The organism is Streptomyces sp. NPDC060028, from assembly GCF_042736725.1.
Lineage (GTDB): Bacteria > Actinomycetota > Actinomycetes > Streptomycetales > Streptomycetaceae > Streptomyces.
In genome coordinates this window covers 69862-89570 of the sequence record NZ_JBHWVJ010000009.1, presented here as the reverse complement: position 1 = coordinate 89570, position 19709 = coordinate 69862, and the positions used below count along the sequence as shown (strand labels likewise).

The following is a 19709-nucleotide window of genomic DNA, read 5'->3' as shown; positions in this document are numbered from 1 at the left end:
GCTAGCGTTAGCGACGTCTGCCGCTAGCACTAGCGACCCTTTGGGGCTAGCTCGCGTCCCGCTTCTTGTCGCGCTCCGTAATCGCTTTGGCGATGTGGGCGCGCTCGATGCCGCGCTTGTTGACGGTCTTGCCGTCGATGCGGCGGCCGATCTGGTCGGTGCCGATGCCGTACGGCTTGAGCGCTGCCGTCAGCTGTTCGGCCTTGGGCTTGGGCTCCATCTCGGCCCACGGCCCGTAGACCTCGGGCCGGTGCTGGGCGAGGCGGTCCACGATGGTTTCGGACCAGACCTTGGTCTCGCCCTTGCCGATGACCGCGGCGATGTCGTCCAGAATCGTGGCGAGCGCGGCATCGGCCGGCGCTTCCCCGGCGGCGTCGCCGGTGAGCGTGCCCTCCGCCTGCCGCAGGGCCTGGGCGCGGGTGAGGATGGTCTCCGCGTCGCGGCCATCGGCGAGGTAGGTGCGGACGATCCCGGCGTCATCCGACATGCCCTTGAGCAGGCCGACCCCCTTGTGGGACTTCAGGAGCCGGGAGGCGTCCAGGCCCTCGCCGTACGATCCGGCGCCGAGGATGGTCTCCGAGACCTGGTAGGCGCCGACGCGCAGGGCGAAGCGGGCCTGGTGCTGGTCTCGGAGCACGGACGGGCAGGCGGTGTCGTCGGGCTTCTGAGTCGCGGTCATCACCGAGACACCGACCGCCGGGGCAACGCGGGCGAGGAAGACCAGCAGGTCAAGGATGGTCTTCCCGTGGACGGGGTGCATCAGGTACTCCTGCACCTCATCCACGACGAACAACACGAGGGGCATGTCGTACTTCTTGTCCCGCGAGATGGCCGGGGTGAGCTTGCCCTCCGGGCAGACGTGCAGGGGCAATTCGGAGAGCCGGTGGTAGCGGTCCTCCACGTCGGACTTGAGCTCCTGAAGCGAGTTGACCAGGTGCATGACCGGGTCCACCCCGCTCTGCGGGACGGTGCCGAAGCCGACCCGGTGGGCGACCATCGAGAACTTCCGCCAGTCCGGGGACGCCTTGCCGTCGAACACGTACAGGCGGACGTACGGGTCCAGCGCTGCGGCGAGGGCGATGGTGCGGGCGGAGAACGTCTTACCCTGCCGCGGTACGGCGCCGACCAGGAGCGAGAGCCAGAGCATGCTGATCTCGACCTCAACGCCGCGTTCGTCGCGGCCCCACGGGAACGGCTTCCAGAAGTCCACCCGGTCCGCGCCCAGCAGCGGGGTGCGGCCGGTCGGAACGGCGAGCGGGTCGCGGTTGGCCACCCACATGGAAACCCGGCGTGAACTGGTCGTATCGCGGTCCAGGAACACCTGCGTCTCGGCCACGTCGATACCCGAGGCGAGCGCGTCACGCTTCTTGACCGCGTCGGAGAACGTCTTGCCGTACGGCAGGTCGACCACGACCCGCCAGCCGTCGCCGTCCTGCCGGATCGGCTGCGGGAACGCGATGCCCTGATCCGCCTTGGTGAGCCCGGCGGCGAGGAACGCGCGAGTGACGATGTCCGAGGTCAGCTTGCGGTGCCGGAACTTCACCTTGGCCGCGTCGATCAGCGGCCGGTCCGCCGGCGTCCCCGCCCACCCGAGTGCGCCCGTGAGGGCGATCAGCGCCAGGGTCAGCAACCAGGCCGGGGCCAGCACCCACATGGCGAGAGCCGCGCCGAGGCCGATCACGCTGGCCAGGGTGGCGATGATGCCGCGCAGCTTCACCCGTGCGTCCCGCTGCCGGGACAGCTTGAGGTACTCGCCCGCGTCCTCCGTGCGGACGGCCGCGAGGCGGACGGGCAGGCCCTCGGCGTCGGAGACCCAACGGCCGGTCGCACCGATCCAGCGGAACCCGCCGCGGGGTGCGTAGGCGATGAGCTTCGCCGAGTACACCGGCGTCCGCACCAGGTGGTAGGCGCTGCTCTTGCCGTAGTGGCCAGCCGCCCACTTCGCGACGGCCGCCCGCTGCTTGGCACTGGTCAGCCAGTCCGGGAGCACCGGCCGGCGGGCCTTGTCCTTGGCCTCGATCACCTCGGCGATCGAGGGCGGGAACTCATGCTTGGGCGGGTCCACCGGATCGCCCTCGGCGACCGTCCCGTCGTCGTCCGGGGTGTCGTCGGGGAGTTCCGCCTCCCACTCTCCCGGCTTCGCCTCGCCCGGGGCGAGCGGGGCGGCCTTGCTCTTGGTCGGGAACGGCAGCACCGACGCCGACCCCGTGGAGTTCTCCGTGCTGTCCGGCTCTTCGTCCGGCTGCTCAATGACGTGGATCTCAGACACGATGGGTCTGCTCCCTCTGTGGAGTTGGGAAAGGGGGCCCGGACGGCGCTTTGGACGGCCGACCGTCCGGGCCCCGTGTGACACGGGTCTGTGCTGGTCAGAGGCTGATGGCCCAGGCGAGCGCGTCGGCGCCCTCCTGGACGGTGATGTCGTCGCCCTTGAGGTAGGCGCTGTACATCGCGTTGGCCTTGCGGGCCACGTCAGCGGCGGTGGCGCGGGGGCGGTCGCCGTCCCACGCGCCCCAGGCGCACAGCTCGAACGCGGCGTGCCGGGCCTTGCGCTGCCGGGCCTCGGCGCGGCGCTGCTCCCGGCGGCGCTGGTTGCGGGCTTCGCGGCGCTCAGCGTCGACGTCGACGGGCGCCTTGAGGGTCTTGGTAGCGGTGCTCATGGCTGATCTCCTGGATTGGTCCGAGAGGTTCAGGCGACGCGCTGTTCTTCGGGGTAGGCGCACGGCACGCACATGCCGAGCGAGGCCGGGATGACGTAACCGGCGTCGCGGCGGCAGGTCGGGCAGGTGCGGCGGGCCGTGTTCGCCTTGGTGAGCGCGGCGGCCTTGGCCGGGGTCATCGGCCGGACCGGGCGGGCCAGCTCGACCCGGTAGAGGAAGGCGATCAGCAAGCCGCGCCGGTAGCGGGGCCGTTCCAGCTGGGCGACGACGTCCTGACCGCCGGGGCGCAGGCCGGCAGCGCGAAGCTGACGGCGGGTGGCCAGTCCGTCCGGGGCGAGGCGCCACGGGTAGACGGAAACCAGCGGGTTCGCAGAATCTGAATGCCACCGGGTCGGGAACGCGCTGGCGGTGGATGGGCAACACCCGGAGAGGCACGCGGGTTCGCCCGGCTCAGCTGGTGTCAGTGCTCTGTGAAAGCCTCGCGGGCATGAGTTACGACTTGGCTGTATGGGAAGGCGCACGCCCGGCGGACGACAAGACCGCTGGTCGGGTCTTTAACGATCTTTACGACCGCCTCATAGAGTCGGAGACTGACGAGCCTCCGACTGAGCGCATCAGGGAATACGTCGCCGGACTTCTTGAGCGCTGGTGCGATCTCACCGAAGACGACGACGACACTTCGCCGTGGTCAACTGGTCCGTTGATCGGCGAAGCCCGTGGCTCACTGATCTACTTTCCGATGCGCTGGAGCATGGCGGAGGAGGCGTCCGGCTTCGCGGCTGGCCTTGCGCGGTCCATGGGCCTGGTCTGCTTCGATCCTCAGCTGAACAAGCTCAGGCCTTAATGATCTCGGTCAGTTCGCCACCAGCACCGAATTTAGCGGCGCCTAGGCCTGGGTGGGGTCGATTGTGAAGCGTTCGGGGTGGGCGGTGCGGACGTAGTGGATCGCGGTGTAGGAGGTGATCCCGAACAAGCGCATCAGCCTGACCGGGTCGGCTGTCTCGCGCGCTTCGTCCAGGAACCTGTCCTGTCGCAGTTGGGTGAAGTTGATGCCGATGCGGTCGCGGAGCGTTGAGAAGTTGGAGATCCCTACGGCTGGATGATCGATGTGCAAGGCGGTGAGAGGACTGACGATCAGGTAGGGGTTGGTGCTCAAAGGCCACCGGTGGTGTCGTTCGACCAGCCATTCCTTGACGAGCTGCAGAGCGAATTCGTCAAGGCAGATCACGTGATCGGGCCGGTTTGGCCTGCGGATTCGTAGTCTTCCTGTGGACCGGTCGAGGTCGTCGATGAGGATTTCGGCGACTTGCTTGGGACGGACCGCGTAGACAGCCATCAGGACCAGGGCAAGCCGGTCCTTGGCGCCGCCGGCCAGGTTGAGCAAGCCTTTGAGGCGGTCCGCCGGAATCGGCCGGGGGACTCTCACCGGGGTGGTGAGGTGCACGTTTCTGGTCGGGTCGCGGAAGATCCGGCGCTCGCGTCGCAGGGCCCGGAACAGCGAACGCAGTGAGGTGAACACCGAGTAGTTGACGGCTGCTGTCTTCACTTCCTGCTCGGTTACTTCGCCCAGCGAGGCGAGATGCTCCCAGGTGCCGAGGGTGGAAACGACGTGAAGGGTGTAACCGCGGATCGTGCCCCAGCGCATGGGCGGGGAGGGGCGTCTGCCGCGGCCCCGGAGCACGGCTATCCAGGTATGGAGGTCTGCCTGGAACTGGGCCGGTGCCTGGTCCACCCATCGGTGAACCGATGCCTCGTGGGTGCCGATGGTGTCCGAATCGAACGCCAGCATGCCCTTGGTCTGCAGGAATCCGGCGACCCGGACGGTGTTGTAGTGCTCTGAGAGATCACCGACGCCCACGACATCGCGCTCAAGAATCGCAGTCGTGGTGCCGAGCCAGGCCAGGAGAACCCGGAGGGTGCGAAGGCTCTTCTTGCGGGTGGCGCTCGACCATGCCTGGTCGCGGGCGAGCCGGTCGAGCTCGCTGACGATCGCCTGCGCCGGTTCGCTGATCCTCAGCAGGCCCGGGTTCGCGATGGCCTTCCAGTTCCTCTCCGGTGCGGGGAAGAGTTCGATCTGGGCGGGGTCGATCAGGTGCTGGGGCCAGTAACGAAGCTCTGCTCGGCGCTGTTGAGCCTGCCGGTCCCGCGCAGTGTTGAGGTCCCGGCCGGTCTTGTTGACGTAGATGTCGATGTCGCCGCCGAACCACAGCTGGTCAGGGATCGGGGGGTCGGCCAGCGTCTGCTCCAGCTCGACGACGCGGCAGCGGCGGCAGCGTCCCAGGGAGAGAGGCAGCGTCCGGTGGCAGCGTCGGCAGGGTCCCCTCTGGCTGGAGCGTCGCCAGTTCTTGCAGGCAGAGCACAGTTTCGCGGTGGTTCCCGACCAGGACAGGCAGTGCCCGCAGCTGACCGCCGGCGGTTGGGGGTGAAGCGCGAGGTGCCACTCGTTCGGGCGTCGGAGAAGTAGACCCGCGCGGCGGAAGATCTCCACCACGGGTCCGCGCAGTTGCGGCAGTTGAGCGATGTCCTGTTCGCTCACCAGGACTCGGTCGGCCTCCCGGACGGCGAGCGCGAGGCGGATCATGTGGAGGGCAAGCCTTTCCCAGGCGTCGCTCAGGTTCCGCTCGGCCGCCATCTGCGCGATGACGGGAGTCAGAGCGGGTAGCTCCGGGAAGTCCCGGTCCGTGATCCGGTGTGCGTGATCGACACTCAGTGCCCGCGGTGGTGCCGGCCAGGACATCTGGCCGTGGACCTGTGCCGGGCAGACCCGTGGATCGTCACGGACCAGCGGCGCCTGTGGCTCCAGCGCCAAGGGCCGCCAGTGGCCGTCCGGTATGGGCAGCTCGGGGAAACGGAATACCCGCTGACGCCAGTGCATCGAGTCCTGATCTCAGTTCGGCGGGAGGCCGCGCGGACCACGGCCCGTGCCCGGGACCGGCCGGACCGCAGAACCCCGGTCCGGCCGGGCGCCGGCCACCCTGCGTTCCTCCTGCTCCCGGGCGGCGAGGTGCGGCTCGGGCTCGGCCTGCATCAGGTCCGCGACGGTGCAGTCCAGAGCCGCACAGATCTTGTCCAGGTCCTCCAGCCTGACCGTCACAGGCTTCCCGCTCCACAACGCCGCGACCTTGCTCAGCGAGGGCGTGAAGCCCACCTCGGCCAGAGCCGTCTGCAACTGAGTCGGACGCCAGATATCCCGTTGGGCGGCGACCATCCGCAGGTTCCATTTCACCCTTATGCCTCCATGCTCAAACGCCGGACCGCCCGGCGCGCGGACTGCAGACTCGCCAGTTCGGGATCAGCCTGGACGGTCGAGAGGTAGCCGACCGTCGTACTGGCCCAGATGTGGCCGAGGACCTTCTGCACATCCCAGAGCGCCATGCCGCTCTCGTAGAGGTGCGTCGCCCTCGCGTGCCGCAGCAGATGCGGGAACAAGCAGGTCACCGGGCCTGGAAGGTAGAGACTTCCAGCAGTCTTGAGCGCTTTGCGGAACGCATCAGGACGCACCGGCATACCCACCGAGATGTTCAGGTCCGCCACCGCCCGCGGCCGCCGCTCCGAGGGAAACAGCGGTGCGGCCGGGTCCAGGGCGTCGTCGCTGAACAGGCCACGGACGTCCTCGATGTACCACCACAGCAGTTCACGCCCCTCCTCGAAGAGGTATGCCTGCCGTTCGCGCTTGCCCGACCCGCCGGCCCCTTTGCCCTGGACCACGAACCGGCCCCACTGGCCAAGCTCCCAGTGGATATCCCCGAGACGGACCGCGCAGAGCTCGCTCGCCCGGACACCGGAGATATAGGCGATCTTCGCCATCACGTAGTCGCGTACGGCCACCGGATACTTACGTGCTGACGGAAGCGACACCCGCCACTTCGAGAAGCACTCGGCCAGCGCTCGCTGCGAAGGAGGAATGCGCAATCCGAAGTCCCCGCGGTGCACCGGCCTGTTGAACGTGTCGACCGGTGACTCCACCCTCGCGCCGAAGCGGCGTGCGATCTCGCCTGCGTAACGCTGCTCCAGGAAGGCGAAGTAGCTGTCGAGCTTGGTCAGCTTGCTCCGAACCGTCGAACGGGCCCGGCGTCCCGGACCGGTGTAGAACCGGTCCACATGCCGTGGAGTGAGCTGCCACGGCACCAGGTCGTAGAAGGAACACAGCTCCAGCACCGGCCTGACCAGGTTCTCCAGGGTGCTGGGAGCAAGACCGGCGACGTCGCGGGCCCACAGGTACTCCGACACGGTTTCCAGGTAGAAGCCCTGCTCATCGACGGCATCGCTCTGTGCGGCGGCCCGCCGCTGGAGTATCTGGACATCGGCCAGACCCCGGTCCTCGGCCTCAGCCAAGCCCCGTGCGTCGCAGTCCTCCGTTTGCCCAGTCAGCAGCGTCAGACGGCGGCGACTTCCTGAATCCTGCATGGCATCGCAAGTTAGTGGCCGTACTCGCAGAATCTGCCAGTTACTGCGAAGACCTCACAGGCAGAGAGGAAGCCTGATAGAGGCACCCCCACCTCCCCACTTGCGCTCCTTCTGGCAGACGCATCGCGAGGGAACCCGCGTGAACTCCAATTGGCAGCGTGGCCATCAGCCGGTTCCGGCGGGAACGGCGGTCAGGTGCGGGCGGTCGGCATCGTCGCGGGCGGCGAGGATCTGCTTGCGGCCCCAGGACTCGCTCATGCCGTACGCCTCGCCAAGCGCGCGGGCGGACAGGGGGCGTGCGGCCTGTACGGACTCGCCGTACGTACGCCGTGCGTCCTGCCGCATCCGCTCCAGCTCCGCTTCCTCGTACGCGGCCTGCCGCGCCGCTTCCTCGTCCGTGGACGGAGACTGTTCGGGGACGGCGTGCGGGGTGTGCGGACGCTCCGCCCACACACCGGCCGCACGGGCCGTGAGCTGCGGGTGCTCACCCGGAACGGGCAGAGCGGGGGCGTCCGGGACCTGGGTGTGCGGGCGGTCGAACTTGATCGCGTCCGGGGTGTGCGGGTGCTGTGCGGGGTGCCCCGCACGCTCCTCGTACGGGTCAGCGTCCGGCGGCTCCGGGCGGTGGTGGAGCACCTTGGCCACCAGGTCCGAACCGAAGTAGATGGAGCCGACCGGCAGGGATGTGGCCAGCAGTACGAGGGCCCAGTTCGCCGGGTCCCAGTCGGCCAGCCTGCTCCAGTCCACCGACTCCGAGTGCAGTGCCGGGACCAGCCCGTGAACGTAGTTCAGGACCAGCGAGGCGATCGTGTACCCAGCGAGGACCCGCAGGGCGAACTTGCGGGCATCGTCGGTGAGGACGAGCGTGGCGACCAAGGCCAGTGCCATCAGCCCGTCCACAACGAACGGGTACAGCGTCGCGGCCGTGGCGTCCGCGCCGATGGACCGTGCCACATCCCGCAGCGCGTTCCACGACACCCGGAAGGCCATCCCCACGACGCCGACCAGAGCGGCAACCAGCAGGGTCTTTGCGGTGCGGTTCATGCTGCTGCCCCCGTTCCGCGGCGGCCAGCGCGGCGGCCGTTGACCGTGCCCTGTTCCGGGGTGAGGGTCAGAGCGTTCATCCACGGGGCCCCGCCTCGCTTGGCCCGGTACATCTGCTCATCAGCGAGCCGCAGGAGCGCCGATACGTCGGCGGTGTCGGTGGCCGGGTCGTAGGCGACCGCACCGATGGAGGCGCCCACGGTGAACGTGTGGTCGTCATCGGTATGAACGGGCTCTTCGAGCGAGCGGGTCAGCTCGGTCAGCGTCCAGGGCAGGTCCTCGCGGCTGAACACGGGGGCCACTGCGGCAAACTCGTCCCCACCGAGGCGGACCACCGTGCCCGCGTTATCGGCGGCCCAGCGGCTCAGCCGCTGCCCAGTGGCTCGGAGTACCGCGTCTCCGGCCGCGTGGCCGTGGGTGTCGTTGATCTCCTTGAACCGGTCGAGGTCGATGACGTAGACCGCGCTCCGCCCTTGGGTCAGCCTCGTCGCGGCGCGCTCGGCGAACGCGTCGCGGGTCAGCAGGCCGGTAAGGGGGTCGCGTCGGGCGGTCTCGATCCGGCGCCGCAGGCGCAGGCTGTGCAGGGACCATCCGGCCGCGAGCGGCAGTGCCGCGGACAGAGCGGTGAGGGTGTGGCTCATGCCGCACCGCCGATCCGGCGGTTGTGGCGGGCCCATCCGACGTGCTGGACGCACCAGCCGATCCCTGCGGCAACCAGCAGCCACGCGTCGTGCAGTGCTACGGCGCCCAGTACCCCGACCAGCACGGTCAGCGAACCGGCCCCGATCAGGTACTGGTCGAGGCTGCGGCGAGTGGTGGCGCTCATGCCGCAGCCCCCTTGCCACCCTTGCGGGCCGGGCGACGGCCGGCGGGCCGTCGCATCAGCGGGACGACGTTGAACAGCTCCGGAGCGTTGACCTCGATCACCTGCGCGGCGATCCGGCTCACGTCGTCGGGCAGGTCCGGGTTCTCGGCGCGGATGTCGCGGGCCGCGTCCAAGCGGGCCGCGCGCTCCTCCTCGCTCTCGCCCTCCACTCCGAGCCACAGCTCCAGCGGGGTACCCAGGGCCAGCTCGATGAACTCATTCACGCTGACGGCCTCCTGGCCGCCGATGTACGTACGCATCGCTGTTCTCCTGATGTCGAAGGGATGCCGAGGCGGTCGCGGTCCTTTGGCGAGAGGCGACCAGCCCCGGGGACGAAGTCGAACTTCCGGCTCCCCTCAGCCCCGCCCGTACGAGACGGGCGGAGGAGGCAACCGGCCGCAGCACTACAGCTGCGCGGGTGACCTGATTCCGTGGATCACCGGCGTTTCCGGTGCGCTCACGCGGCGGATCAGGGGGACGCGAAGGGCATCGCCGCAGCACCGGTCCAGTGCGGCGGCGGCCGAAGGTCTTAAGCGGCTCACGGCGACTCCTCTGTCGGGGGGGGGGGGGGGGAATGCTGGGGAGACTGGGCTTCACCCGGCACCGCTCGATCCGGAGGCGGTCCCTGTCTCCGGATGTCGTGGCGGCCCAATGTCGGCCGGGTGGTTCTTTAGAGCCGATGGCGTGTCCCCCTGCTGGGGTGTGGGGCCCGGTTGTGACGCGGGCCCGTTCTCGGTCGGCTGGTCTCCACTCGCCTCGGCCGGCGTCGTCACGGTCGTCGTAATGCGGTGGATCACGCTGTGGAGTTGTGGGCAAAGCCGCACGCACCGCCAAAGCGATACATGCTTGAGCATGTACCTCACAGTGGCCCGCTCGGTCCGGGCTGTCAAGCCCTTCGTGATTTGGGAGTCGCTGTGGCGTGACATCAGAGTGCCGCCGGAGGTTGGGACGAAGTCACCACGTCCCTGGACGACTTGGGACGTCCTCGGTACCGTTCCGTGGGGCAAGTACGTCCCTGGACGTCCCTGGGGGTGAGGATGGCTAACGAGCGCTTGCGGTCCGCCATGCTGTCGAACGGCGTGACCGTAGAGGCCATGGCGGAGCATGTCGGGGTGGACCCGAAGACCGTCGAACGATGGATCACACAGGGGCGTGCGCCGTACCGCAAACACCGCCTCACCATCTCGGCCCATCTGCGCGAGGATGAGGCGTACCTGTGGCCCGACGGGCTACCTGACGGGCAGCGGAAGGATGCCGCTGACGCAGAGGTCCTGAAGGTCTATCCGCACCGCTGTTACGTTCCAGCGGATCTCTGGCTACAGCTCTTCGGCAGGGCCGAACGAGAGATCGGCATCCTGGTACACGCTGGCGTGTTCCTCGCAGAGAACCCGCGATGGACTCAGTTGCTCAGACTGAAGGCGGCCTCCGGGGTCCGGGCACGAATCCTCCTCGGCGACCCGCAAAGCCCAGAGATCCAGCGCCGGGGCGAAGAGGAGGAGATCGGTGAAGGCGTCGCGTACAAGGTGCGCGAAGTGATGAAGCTCTACCGTCCGCTCTACTCCGTGCCGGGCATCGAATTCCGTCTGCACCGGTCAACTCTTCACAACTCGCTGTACCGGTCAGACGACGAGTGGCTGATCAACACCCAGGTCTACGGGGTCAGCGCCCCCATGGCCCCGGTACTCCATCTCAGGAAGGTGACGGGCGCCGAGCTCGTTTCGACATATCAGCAGAGCTTCGAGAAGGTCTGGAGCGAAGCAGTTTCCATCGAAGGGCAAGCATGAGCCGCACCGACTACTTCAATGACCCCTCCGCGCCCAAGGCCAACAGCATCGTGCCGGCGGTGACCGCATTCGTTCTCAACGACGCAGGTGAAGTCCTCCTGGAACGCCGCTCGGACAACGGGCGGTGGGGCATGCCCGGCGGCGTCCAGGAAGTCGGGGAGAACATCGCCGGAACAGTCGTACGGGAGGTCTTGGAAGAGACCGGGATCTCTGTGGAGGTCGTCGGCCTGGTCGGTATCTTCACCGACCCCGGGCACGTCATTGCCTTCTCGGATGGTGAGGTCCGTCAGGAGTTCTCGCTCTGCTTCAGGGCCCGGCCGCTCAGCGGCGAAATCAAGGTCAGCTCAGAATCGTTCGAAGTCCGGTGGGTTCCTCGCGCCGAAGTCGATTCACTCGACATGTCGCCCACCACCAGGCTGCGCCTAGAAGAGGGCTTCCGCGGCTCACCTGTCCCTCGGATCAGCTGATCTTCTCCTGCGCAGCCTCGGCCCTGCGCTGCCGGACGCGGTGCACACGGGCCAGCAGCTCGGGACGCGCTGCCGAGACCGCGCGGTAGACGACGTGCTCGGGTCCGTACCTGTCCAGCACTTCCACCAGCCTCGCGGCGGGGTCGACAAGGTGTCCTGTCGGGCTGCTGGTCAGGTCGCAGTAGGTGATCGCGTCCACCAGCCCTTGCTCTGCGGGCCCGAACTCGGCGAGCGTCTCGGAGAGGCCCAGCTCGGCGGCCTCCCAGGGGGATGAGGTGTGGAAGGCCACGATGCTGCACAGGCGAGCATCGGCTCCGACTACGTCGCGGAGATACCGGGCGCCATCGATCATGTGCTGTCCCGTGTCCATGGCTTCCCGGGCATAGCCGACGTCGTGCGCGATTGCTGCCGCTGCCAGCAGTTCCGCGTCAGCCCCCAGGGCTGGCGCCAAGGTCAGGGCCTGGGCGTACACCTGCTGCGAGTGAGCCCACCGCCGCGGAAGGCTCTCGGCGAGCAGTGACTCAGTAAGGTCGTGCGCCCACTTGGCCAGCTTCACAGTCCGTTCCCTCCGGGGTATCTCGATTCAGGGGGTCGGGCTGACGAACCGCCCAACCCCGTGCTGTGCTCTGACGTACCCAGCCGTTTCGAGTTCACGTACGGCTCGGCGCACTGTGCCCCTCGACACTCCGAAGGTCTCCGCGAGCACAGCCTCGCTGGGGAGTCGAGCGCCAGCCGGAAGTGCACCCTCCCGGATCTGAGTCAACAGGTCACTCATGATCTGTTCGTACGGCGCAACCTGGGCGCTGCTTCCGGAGACCTGCCGGCCTACTCCCGCGACGGTCGCGATGTCCCCGGCGTCTTCCAGCGCGTGGAGTGCCCGCCGGACGGTCGTGCGCGCCACGCCGAACTCTCGCCCGATCTCAGCCTCCGACGGCAGACCGTCCCGATAGACGTCCTCGGCGATCCTCGCGCGCAGAACCTCTGCGATCTGCAAGTACGTACCTCGCGGACTGGCCTGCGGCACTTGGGCTCCCCTCCTCAGCGGCCTTCGGGTAAAGCGATTGGCCCAGTCCAGCTTCGCATGCCGAAGCCTTCTCGCCGAGGGCCTCTCGTGAGGCGGGAGGGCACCGGCGTCGCGCCGCGCACGGTAGCGCGATAGGCATGAGCCCGGAGCCGGGTCGGAAAATGCCAAGCACTCTCCATTCCTGGGCTCCTACAAGCGCAGCCGGCAAGGGTCCCGCTACCGCCGGCCCTGCGTGCCTGGATCCCGGAGATGCTCGGCTATCAACCGCTTCCTGTCAGGTTCGTCAAATGGCTCAAGAAGCCGCTGAGCCTCTTTTAGAGCAGAACGGCCACGTTCTACATCATCGCCTGCCACCAGGGCCATCCCGATAGCAGTCATGACGGTCCCTTCCCCATGAATATCTCCCGCTTCACGGAATAGCTGTAGCGCAGACTGATAAGCCTCTAGGGCCCGCGGGAGATTCGAACCCAAGCTGATCGCGTTTCCCAGGTTAAGGAAACACATTGCTTCACCCTGCCGATCCCTCACTTCTCGATAGGCCACGATCGCAGCACTGAGATAATTCGCCCCATCTTTCAAAAGGCGGGTGGAGAGCTCCCGCGTTGCCCTTTGCATCAGCGTTGTTCCGAGTTGAGCTAGCGTCGACGCTTCTGCTTTTCTGGCCCCGTTGCGGGCATGCACTTTGAGGGCTTGCCGCAGAACCCTCTCCGCCTCTTGAAATCTGCCAGATTCGCGAAGAGAGATCCCCATGTTGGTGAGGCCGAAGCCGTCACCTTCTCCATGCGCCCCCCTAATACTCATAGCCCTTTCCAAGGGCTCCATGCTGGCCTCAACACCCACCAGCTCCCGCAGAGCACCACTCAGATTAATAAGCGCTCGGGCCTCCGCATCACGATCATTGAGGGAGCGTGCGAGAGCTACTGATTTGTTAAACCAGCGCACCGCATCTCGATATTTCCTCATGGAGGTGTAGGTGATACCAAGATTGTTATATCCACTAGTCAGACGCGACAGGTCTCCACTTCTCTTCACGGCCTCCACTCCGACGAAAAGGACAGACAAGGAAGAAGCGAAGTCCGCCACATTGATCAGGTAAGGCACAACCGATGCAGCCAAGTCTGCACTCGTGTCAGGCATTTCCAATGCTGCTGAAACCTCAACACTGGCGACCAGGTTTGACGCCTCGACAGCAAGCCACTCCATGGCGGCGGAACGATCCGCAAAACCGTCAGACGGCTGCCTTTCTGGATGGCCATTGGTCCACTCAGCCGCATTTTCAGCCCGGGCCGAAAAATAAGAGACGAGCCTTGCTTGAGCAGCGTCCTGGGATTCCTTGCTGTCGCTACTCTGCGCCTCTTCAGCCGAATAGAGTCGGACCAAATCGTGCATCCGCCACCTGCCTGGAGCACTACCCATCTCCACTAGGTGGCAGTTGAGGAGGAACCGCAGGGCCCGCTTCGCCTTCAGCTCTTGAGTGTCGAGCAGCACGGCTGCCGCTTCTACCGACAGATCGGAACCTGGGATAAGTGCGAGCGATCTGAACACAGCCGCATGGAATGCATTTAGCCGCACATAGGATCGTTCGAAAGCCGCGCGGACGGCTACATCTTCGTGTTCCAGCCCTTCCAGTCGCTGCTCTTCCTGCGCGAGCTCATCCGCAAGTTCCGTTCCACTCAATCCTGGATCAGAAGCCAGGATGGCACCGACAATACTTAGCGCCAGAGGTAGGCGACCACAGAGCCTTGCCAACTCAAAACCGTCTACCGGAGGCAGTTCCCGTTTCGCCTTAACCTTGACCAGGTCTACCGCGTCTTTGGGTGAGAGCACATCAAGCCGCATGTTAGTTGCTCCGGGAAGCAGCGGCGCGATTGCATTGCGAGACGTGACAATAACCCTATGCACATCGGACTGAGGGATGAGCGAAAGGACTTGCTCCGGATCGCGAGCATTATCCAGGAGGATCAAAACGGATAGTTTTGCGTTCGCCCGCTTCTCCAACTCTGCATGGAACTGAGGTCCAACATTTTCAGGCTTGGGATCAATTGCATCAACCCCTAGGGCTTTGAGCACCGGTGAATAGACCTGGTGGGGGTATACAGAGAGATTTGATAGCGCATCATATCCGCGAAGGTCGACGGATACTGCCCCTCCGGGGAAAAACTTTCGGTCCACGGCCAGGCAAGCGGCCCGGGTGGCGAGCTCTGTCTTCCCAATACCGCCGAGCCCTGATAGCACTAAGACAGAGCTGGCGCCGGCGCCATCTCCTGTCAGCTGGAGATGAGCGAGGATACGCTCGATCTCTCCATCACGTCCTACAAAGGCACCTCGCGTAAGCCCAGATTTACTCAGCGGGATGACCGTAGGCGGAACGGCAGGATTTCCGCTGTCGTTAACATAGAGGTCGCGCCCGGCCTGATATACCCGAGCCTGACCGGATGCCTCAGCGTCAAGCGTCACGCGCCCTTCAGAATCGCTCATGACTCTTGGATGTGCTGGTCACGCCCGGCCTGATATACACGTCCATTTCCTGTCGCGTGAGCGTGCATCTGCACTACATTGCCGCCCGATGTACTCTCCGGGGACAGTTCGTCCAGCAGCGCTCGCAACTCCTGTGCGACGCTGGGCTCAGTGAGCAGCAGCCGTCGAATCCTGCCCTGCCACTCCGCCTGGAGCTCGGTCTCCGTCTGCGGGTCTTCGCTACTGCGCGCCGCGAGTAGATCCTGGCGAGTCTCGTCAAGCTCACCAGCCACTGATTCAGCCCGCTCCGGGAGCACCCTGCGCCAGATGGCAACGACTCCCTCGCGTGTGCGCTGCCAGGCGTCTGTGGCCATGAGCGTGACTATCGTTGTGCCAGCAGTCCCCGCAAGGGCAGCTACTTGTGGATCCATCAAGGCCCCCAACCTCTCAGGTGGCTTCACAGCCCCTCGACCAGAAGACCAAAAGTTACCGGCGACAGAAGAACCTTCGCCAGTTGTTCTTGCCGTCTCGTGGCGGAGAAACCGTTGATCGAGGCGCGTCAACCTCGGTGCCCGCCAGCCGTTGACCCACGATCCGTCGCTTCCGCGTCCGCTCCGATCGCAAGGTATGCGATAGAAATCGCCGCTGGTTGGCTGGCTCGGGCAAGAACCGGCAGGTCAGCGGTCATGCGCCCCCGCGCTGGGTCATGCCCTCCGGAGCCGTGTGCGCAGGTTCGAATCCTGCCGGGGGCACTCCGGAACAAGGCTCTGACCAGCGGAAACGCAGGTCAGAGCCTTTCTTGTTCATGCCAAAACGCACACGGCCTATGTGGCCGTTGCATTTTTTGGTCTCCTCCCATCTGCACGCCCGTGACCTGTGCTTTTACCGCAACCCGCCTGCCAGGCGACCCGCTCCAGACCCCTCAGAACAGGCCCGCGCGGGCCATCTGTGGGACGCGAGGTTCATGGGGCCACTCGGTTCGCCGCGAGAAGTGTGACGAACCCTCAATGCGCCTGTTGGCCAGGGCCTGCCGCCCGTAGAGGCACTTCGCGTACCGGGTCAGGAGGCCTCGACGTTGTTGCCCGCCCGTTCGGCGACCTCGGTGGGATCGACGCCGGCGTTCAGCCAGGTGGACAGGGCCGAGTGCCTCAGGTCGTAGGGGCGGGCGGCGAGGGGGGATGCCACCAGGCCCGGCGAAAGCGCGAGTTCGCGGGCCTCGGGCCAGGCACGGTCGTAGGTGGTGGATCCCACGATGCCGCCCTTCTCGTTGAAGAACAGCCGACCGTCGTCCGCGGCGCCGAAGGTGTCGACGTTCTCCCGCCACAGGCTGACGAGTTCGTGCGGGAGTGGCACCGTACGCGTGCCTCCCGGCGGGCGACTCTTCAGACCGCGCAGGTCGTGACTCCGTCCGCTGTCGGTCCACTTCTTGCCGACGGAGGGGCGGGTGGCATGAAGGACCACGCTGCCCCACCCCTCCGTCGGCAGTTCGCAGTCCGGCAACGTAACCGCCACGGCTTCGGCCGGCCGCAGCCCCCGTAGTACATCCCGGCGAAGAGGCCGACCAGCCTCCGCCCCCGCGCCCGCCCGTAACCACCGACGTAGGAGACCGCACAGAGCAGGTTCCGCGCCTGCACGGGATCGACGACCACCCGGGGATCGACCTGCTGAACGGTTTCGGTGATGCGCCAGCTGATGTTGGCCAGTGGATCGGCGCGGAGCTGACCTAGCTCGATCGCGTACCGCACCAGTCGCGATGGATCAGCGGCGGCTTCTTTGACGGCCTGGACCAACGAGGACCCAGACTCGACAGCCAGCTTCCTGACGTCCATCCCGTCCCCCGCCGCGCGTCCCCGGCGGGACTGCGCAGCAACCACCACCCTCGGCCCGCGCCCCTTCCTGGGGGGGCACCTCGTACCCCGCCTGCCGACGGGCGACGGTCCTCCGTCGGGCTCGAGCGCAGCCTGATCTGTGAGGTGCGCACCGGGCGCCCGGGTGTCCGGTGCGCCATCCCGGCTCACAAGCCATGCTCCTCCATCAGGCGCATCAGGTTTCGCTTCCGCTTCTGGGCGGCGCGCAGGTCGGTGACGTACGTGGTGAAGTCGTCCGGCGTACCGAGCCGGTGGTGACAGTCGCGGACGCTCAGGAGCAGGCTGACGAGCTGTTCGTAGGCATGGTTGCCAGTCTCGTGGATGAGGCGGGCGGCCAGACGGAGGTAGACGGCGAGGGCGTCGGCCGCGCGGGTGGGGCGGGCGAGGTCGGCGAGGGTGAGCCACTGGCCGTCGTGGGCGCCGGACGACGTGGCCGCCTGCCAGGCGGCGTCGATGTCCTTGTCGTCGAGTAGGGCGTCGACGAGAACGCTGCCGCGTTGGGCGCCCTTCCCGCCCGCGTCTACGCGCAGGAGATCGACGGCCTGCTCCCGCTCGGGCGGCCAGCATCCGGCGGCCCTGGCCGCGGCACGCAGCTGCTGGTAAGTGAGCAGGCTGCGGCGGGCGACGAAGTGGTCGCGGCGCAGGGTGACGGCGTCGGCGAGCCGGCTGGCCTTCGTATAGCGGTCGGCGAGGTCGTCGACGAGGGCGGTGTCGACCGTGGCGAGGTCCTCGGTGTCTCGGATCCCGCGCTCGGCCCATTCCAAGGCTTCAGCGGGACGGCCGGCGGTGTCCAGTTCGCGGGCGATGAGCAGGTGGGTGTGGCCGTTGGGCGCGAGGTCGGCGACGTGCACCGCGATCACCGTGTCGACGTCCCGGCCCGACCTCGCCAGCCGTTGCATCAGATGTTTCTCGGCCCAGCCGGTGCGGTTCGCCTTCCACGCCTCGACCGCAAACTGACGCAGGGCGATCATCCCCCTCTCTCCGAGAAGGTCCTCGTAATCCAGCGGGTCGATGTCCGTCAGGTCGGCCGCATCATCGAGTGCGTGGGTCACCAGCCAGTGCGCGAGGTCCTCCGGGTCGGGGTGCGCCGCGCGGCAGGCATCGTGGTGGGCGTCGGCGAGGCTGGTGCCGATCTGCCCGAGCCATCCGTCGGAGTCGTCGACGTTCTCGACCACCCCGGCCAGCAGACCGATCGCCTCCCGGGCCAGGGACATCGCGTCGACGGACCGGCCCGAGGCGGTCAGCGAGCGGACTGCTGAAGCCGCCTGCCGCGCCTGGTCTGCGTAGGCGCGGGCGTCGCCGTACTCGACGTAGCCGTACTGGGCGAATGGACCGATGTCCAGCAGGTCACGGACCCGTGACCGGACCCCGGCCAGGTCGCCCCGCGCGCTCGCCGCCCGCAGCTCCAGGCGGCGCCGAAGCTGTCGGTCCTCGGCGATCTCCTCCCCTACGACGCTGAGCAGTTCGTCCCTCGACAGGCCGGACAGCCAGGTGTCGAGGCTCCGCGACCGGGCGCGGGCCGACTCCCGCAGACGCGGGAGGTCCGCGTTCTGGCCGATCACGGTCAGTCCGAGGGCGACCAAGTGTTTGCAGAAGGCGCCTTCCTGGCCGTAGGGGCAGTCACACGTGCCCGTCGGTCTTCCGCGCCCACCCAGCGCGAGCTCCACCTCGTAACGCTGCCTACCCCGGACCGACGCCCTGATCCAGCCGTCACCGAACTCGATCCCGTACACCTCGTCGACGTAACCAAGTCCACGCTCGAACGAGCGCTCCCCGGCCAGCTCCCTCAGCTTCGCTTCCGTAAGACCGCCCACGACTCTCCGCGCTCCGATCCGGCTCGGACTCCCCCCAATGGCCCTCACACTAAAGGCCGCCAGGTCGAACAACCCCGGGGACTGGCACGACGCCACCTCCACGAGTCATTGGTGTCCTCAACACCTCAAGTGCCCTCCGAGTCCCGCCGCCCGGCCGACCGGTCCGCCTCGCACCAGACCCTCTACGGCCTCTTCGCGGACCAGAGCACCACCCGCGTACGGCCTCCATCCCTTCCCGACGGTCGTACGCGGGTGGCAGAGGACCAAACAACCGATTCCATGCGGCGTCTCACCCCCCGCCTGTAAGGTCGTCGACCACCCCCCGCTCCCTCGGACCTTCCCCGAAAGGTGCCGCATGACCGAGCCCGCCACCGTGAACCTGACGAAGGCTGCGCCCACGGTCTCCTTGAACAAGCACGGCGTGACGTCGGGGCTGATCAGGGTCAACCTCAACTGGACCTCGCCGCAGGCCGCCGCGCAGCGGGAGGCGGGCGAGGCCCGCGGTCTGTTCGGCCGGATCCGGGCGTCGCTGCGGTCGGCCGCGGCCAAGACGGTGGATCTTGACCTCGGCTGCATGATCTGCTGCACCGACGGCTCCAAGACCGTGGTGCAGGCGCTGGGCAACGCGTTCGGCGCGGTGGACTGCTTCCCTTACGTCGCCCTTGACACGGACGACAGGACCGGCGCCCTGGAGGGAGGAGAGAACCTCGTCATCAACCTGGACCACCAGGACGAGTTCCAGAAGCTCCTGCTCTTCGTCTACATCTACGAAGGTTCCGGCGACTTCCGCGGCCTCGACGCGGTGGTGACCCTGACCTCCGACCGCGGCGACCGCTTCCGGGTGGTTCTGGACGAGTGCCCGCCACAGGCGCACGCCTGCGCCATCGCCCTCATCAAGCGGCAGAAGGGCGAACTCATCATCGGACGCGAGGTGCGCTGGTTCACCCCGCAGGACGGCCCCGGCGTCCAGGACATGATCTCCCGCGCGTACCGGCTTGGCATGAAGTGGACCCCCGGCCGGAAATAACACCGAGCGGCCAGGGCACACCCTCGGACGCACTCGGCGCTCGACCGGCGCCAGTTGTGGCGATTCATCACGATGGACATCGGCGACTACGTCGTCATGCCGCGAAAGCAATTGCCGGTCGTGGCCCTTGGCAGCGTCACCGGGCCGTACGAGTATGCGCCCGAGGCCCCGCCCGGCTTCAGGCACACCCACACGAGCCTCGTTGAGCAACGGCGCCGCCCGGCGGGCCCTTACATCTGCGGCCTCCACCTCTGTCGCCCCGGTTCCCTGTGCGGTGGACGCGGCAGCGTCGTCG

The 19709-nt window shown here is 67.1% G+C and carries 19 protein-coding genes and 1 tRNA gene; 5 read left to right on the top strand and 15 right to left on the bottom strand.

Annotation, left to right across the window (positions count from 1 at the left end; all coding sequences use genetic code 11):
* Positions 1-46: 46 nt before the first annotated feature.
* From ACFWBF_RS07515 to ACFWBF_RS07505, 3 genes are all read right to left on the bottom strand, one after another.
* Positions 47-2269: a cell division protein FtsK gene (locus ACFWBF_RS07515; protein WP_385596680.1), complete on the bottom strand. Its 2223-nt coding sequence runs from the start codon at positions 2267-2269 to the stop codon at positions 47-49.
* Positions 2270-2366: 97 nt separating this feature from the next.
* Positions 2367-2657, bottom strand: a complete 291-nt coding sequence (locus ACFWBF_RS07510; RefSeq protein ID WP_385596678.1) for a hypothetical protein — start codon at positions 2655-2657, stop codon at positions 2367-2369.
* A 29-nt stretch (positions 2658-2686) separates the two neighbouring features.
* Positions 2687-3019 carry an RRQRL motif-containing zinc-binding protein gene (locus tag ACFWBF_RS07505; RefSeq protein WP_385596782.1) on the bottom strand — a complete coding sequence of 111 codons (333 nt, stop codon included), beginning with the start codon at positions 3017-3019 and terminating at the stop codon, positions 2687-2689.
* A gap of 125 nt (positions 3020-3144) precedes the next feature.
* Between ACFWBF_RS07505 and ACFWBF_RS07500 the strand changes: the two genes are divergently transcribed.
* The gene (locus tag ACFWBF_RS07500; protein WP_385596675.1) at positions 3145-3501 is read left to right on the top strand and encodes a hypothetical protein; all 357 of its coding nucleotides are present in this window, start codon (positions 3145-3147) and stop codon (positions 3499-3501) included.
* Between the two features lie 42 nt (positions 3502-3543).
* Here ACFWBF_RS07500 and ACFWBF_RS07495 read toward each other — a convergent pair whose 3' ends face one another.
* The 7 genes from ACFWBF_RS07495 to ACFWBF_RS07465 all read right to left on the bottom strand — a co-directional run bounded on the left by ACFWBF_RS07495 (position 3544) and on the right by ACFWBF_RS07465 (position 9233).
* Complete coding sequence (locus ACFWBF_RS07495) at positions 3544-5532, bottom strand: hypothetical protein (RefSeq protein ID WP_385596672.1); 1989 nt, start codon at positions 5530-5532, stop codon at positions 3544-3546.
* Positions 5533-5544: 12 nt separating this feature from the next.
* Complete coding sequence (locus ACFWBF_RS07490) at positions 5545-5883, bottom strand: helix-turn-helix domain-containing protein (RefSeq protein ID WP_385596669.1); 339 nt, start codon at positions 5881-5883, stop codon at positions 5545-5547.
* 2 nt (positions 5884-5885) lie between these two features.
* Entirely contained in the window at positions 5886-6992 is a 1107-nt protein-coding gene (locus ACFWBF_RS07485; RefSeq protein ID WP_385596667.1) for a tyrosine-type recombinase/integrase, read from the bottom strand.
* A 237-nt stretch (positions 6993-7229) separates the two neighbouring features.
* Positions 7230-8108, bottom strand: coding sequence for a DUF2637 domain-containing protein (locus ACFWBF_RS07480; protein ID WP_385596664.1), 879 nt, complete (start codon positions 8106-8108; stop codon positions 7230-7232).
* Positions 8105-8749, bottom strand: a complete 645-nt coding sequence (locus ACFWBF_RS07475; RefSeq protein WP_385596661.1) for a GGDEF domain-containing protein — start codon at positions 8747-8749, stop codon at positions 8105-8107. Before ACFWBF_RS07475 ends, ACFWBF_RS07480 begins: the two co-directional genes overlap by 4 nt.
* On the bottom strand, positions 8746-8934 hold the full coding sequence (locus ACFWBF_RS07470) for a hypothetical protein (RefSeq protein ID WP_385596658.1): 189 nt from the start codon (positions 8932-8934) through the stop codon (positions 8746-8748). Before ACFWBF_RS07470 ends, ACFWBF_RS07475 begins: the two co-directional genes overlap by 4 nt.
* Positions 8931-9233 carry a hypothetical protein gene (locus tag ACFWBF_RS07465; protein ID WP_385596655.1) on the bottom strand — a complete coding sequence of 101 codons (303 nt, stop codon included), beginning with the start codon at positions 9231-9233 and terminating at the stop codon, positions 8931-8933. Before ACFWBF_RS07465 ends, ACFWBF_RS07470 begins: the two co-directional genes overlap by 4 nt.
* Before the next feature lie 777 nt (positions 9234-10010).
* Between ACFWBF_RS07465 and ACFWBF_RS07460 the strand changes: the two genes are divergently transcribed.
* Positions 10011-10757, top strand: a complete 747-nt coding sequence (locus tag ACFWBF_RS07460) for a helix-turn-helix domain-containing protein (protein WP_385596651.1) — start codon at positions 10011-10013, stop codon at positions 10755-10757.
* On the top strand, positions 10754-11224 hold the full coding sequence (locus tag ACFWBF_RS07455; protein WP_385596647.1) for an NUDIX domain-containing protein: 471 nt from the start codon (positions 10754-10756) through the stop codon (positions 11222-11224). Before ACFWBF_RS07460 ends, ACFWBF_RS07455 begins: the two co-directional genes overlap by 4 nt.
* Here ACFWBF_RS07455 and ACFWBF_RS07450 read toward each other — a convergent pair.
* From ACFWBF_RS07450 to ACFWBF_RS07440, 3 genes are all read right to left on the bottom strand, one after another.
* Complete coding sequence (locus ACFWBF_RS07450; protein WP_385596645.1) at positions 11217-11780, bottom strand: HD domain-containing protein; 564 nt, start codon at positions 11778-11780, stop codon at positions 11217-11219. The genes ACFWBF_RS07455 and ACFWBF_RS07450 overlap by 8 nt on opposite strands.
* 27 nt (positions 11781-11807) lie before the next feature.
* Positions 11808-12218: a GntR family transcriptional regulator gene (locus ACFWBF_RS07445; protein ID WP_385596641.1), complete on the bottom strand. Its 411-nt coding sequence runs from the start codon at positions 12216-12218 to the stop codon at positions 11808-11810.
* 246 nt (positions 12219-12464) lie between these two features.
* Positions 12465-14726 carry a tetratricopeptide repeat protein gene (locus tag ACFWBF_RS07440; protein ID WP_385596639.1) on the bottom strand — a complete coding sequence of 754 codons (2262 nt, stop codon included), beginning with the start codon at positions 14724-14726 and terminating at the stop codon, positions 12465-12467.
* Between the two features lie 669 nt (positions 14727-15395).
* On the opposite strand from ACFWBF_RS07440, the gene ACFWBF_RS07435 reads away from it, so the two are divergent.
* A tRNA-OTHER gene (locus ACFWBF_RS07435) sits at positions 15396-15457 on the top strand.
* A gap of 307 nt (positions 15458-15764) precedes the next feature.
* Here ACFWBF_RS07435 and ACFWBF_RS07430 read toward each other — a convergent pair.
* Positions 15765-16058, bottom strand: a complete 294-nt coding sequence (locus tag ACFWBF_RS07430; protein ID WP_385596636.1) for a hypothetical protein — start codon at positions 16056-16058, stop codon at positions 15765-15767.
* 661 nt (positions 16059-16719) lie between these two features.
* Positions 16720-18387 (bottom strand): SWIM zinc finger domain-containing protein, encoded by a 1668-nt coding sequence (locus tag ACFWBF_RS07425; protein ID WP_385596634.1) that lies wholly within the window; start codon positions 18385-18387, stop codon positions 16720-16722.
* A 355-nt stretch (positions 18388-18742) separates the two neighbouring features.
* Between ACFWBF_RS07425 and ACFWBF_RS07420 the strand changes: the two genes are divergently transcribed.
* Positions 18743-19414 (top strand): hypothetical protein, encoded by a 672-nt coding sequence (locus ACFWBF_RS07420; RefSeq protein ID WP_385596631.1) that lies wholly within the window; start codon positions 18743-18745, stop codon positions 19412-19414.
* Positions 19415-19709 lie beyond the last annotated feature (295 nt).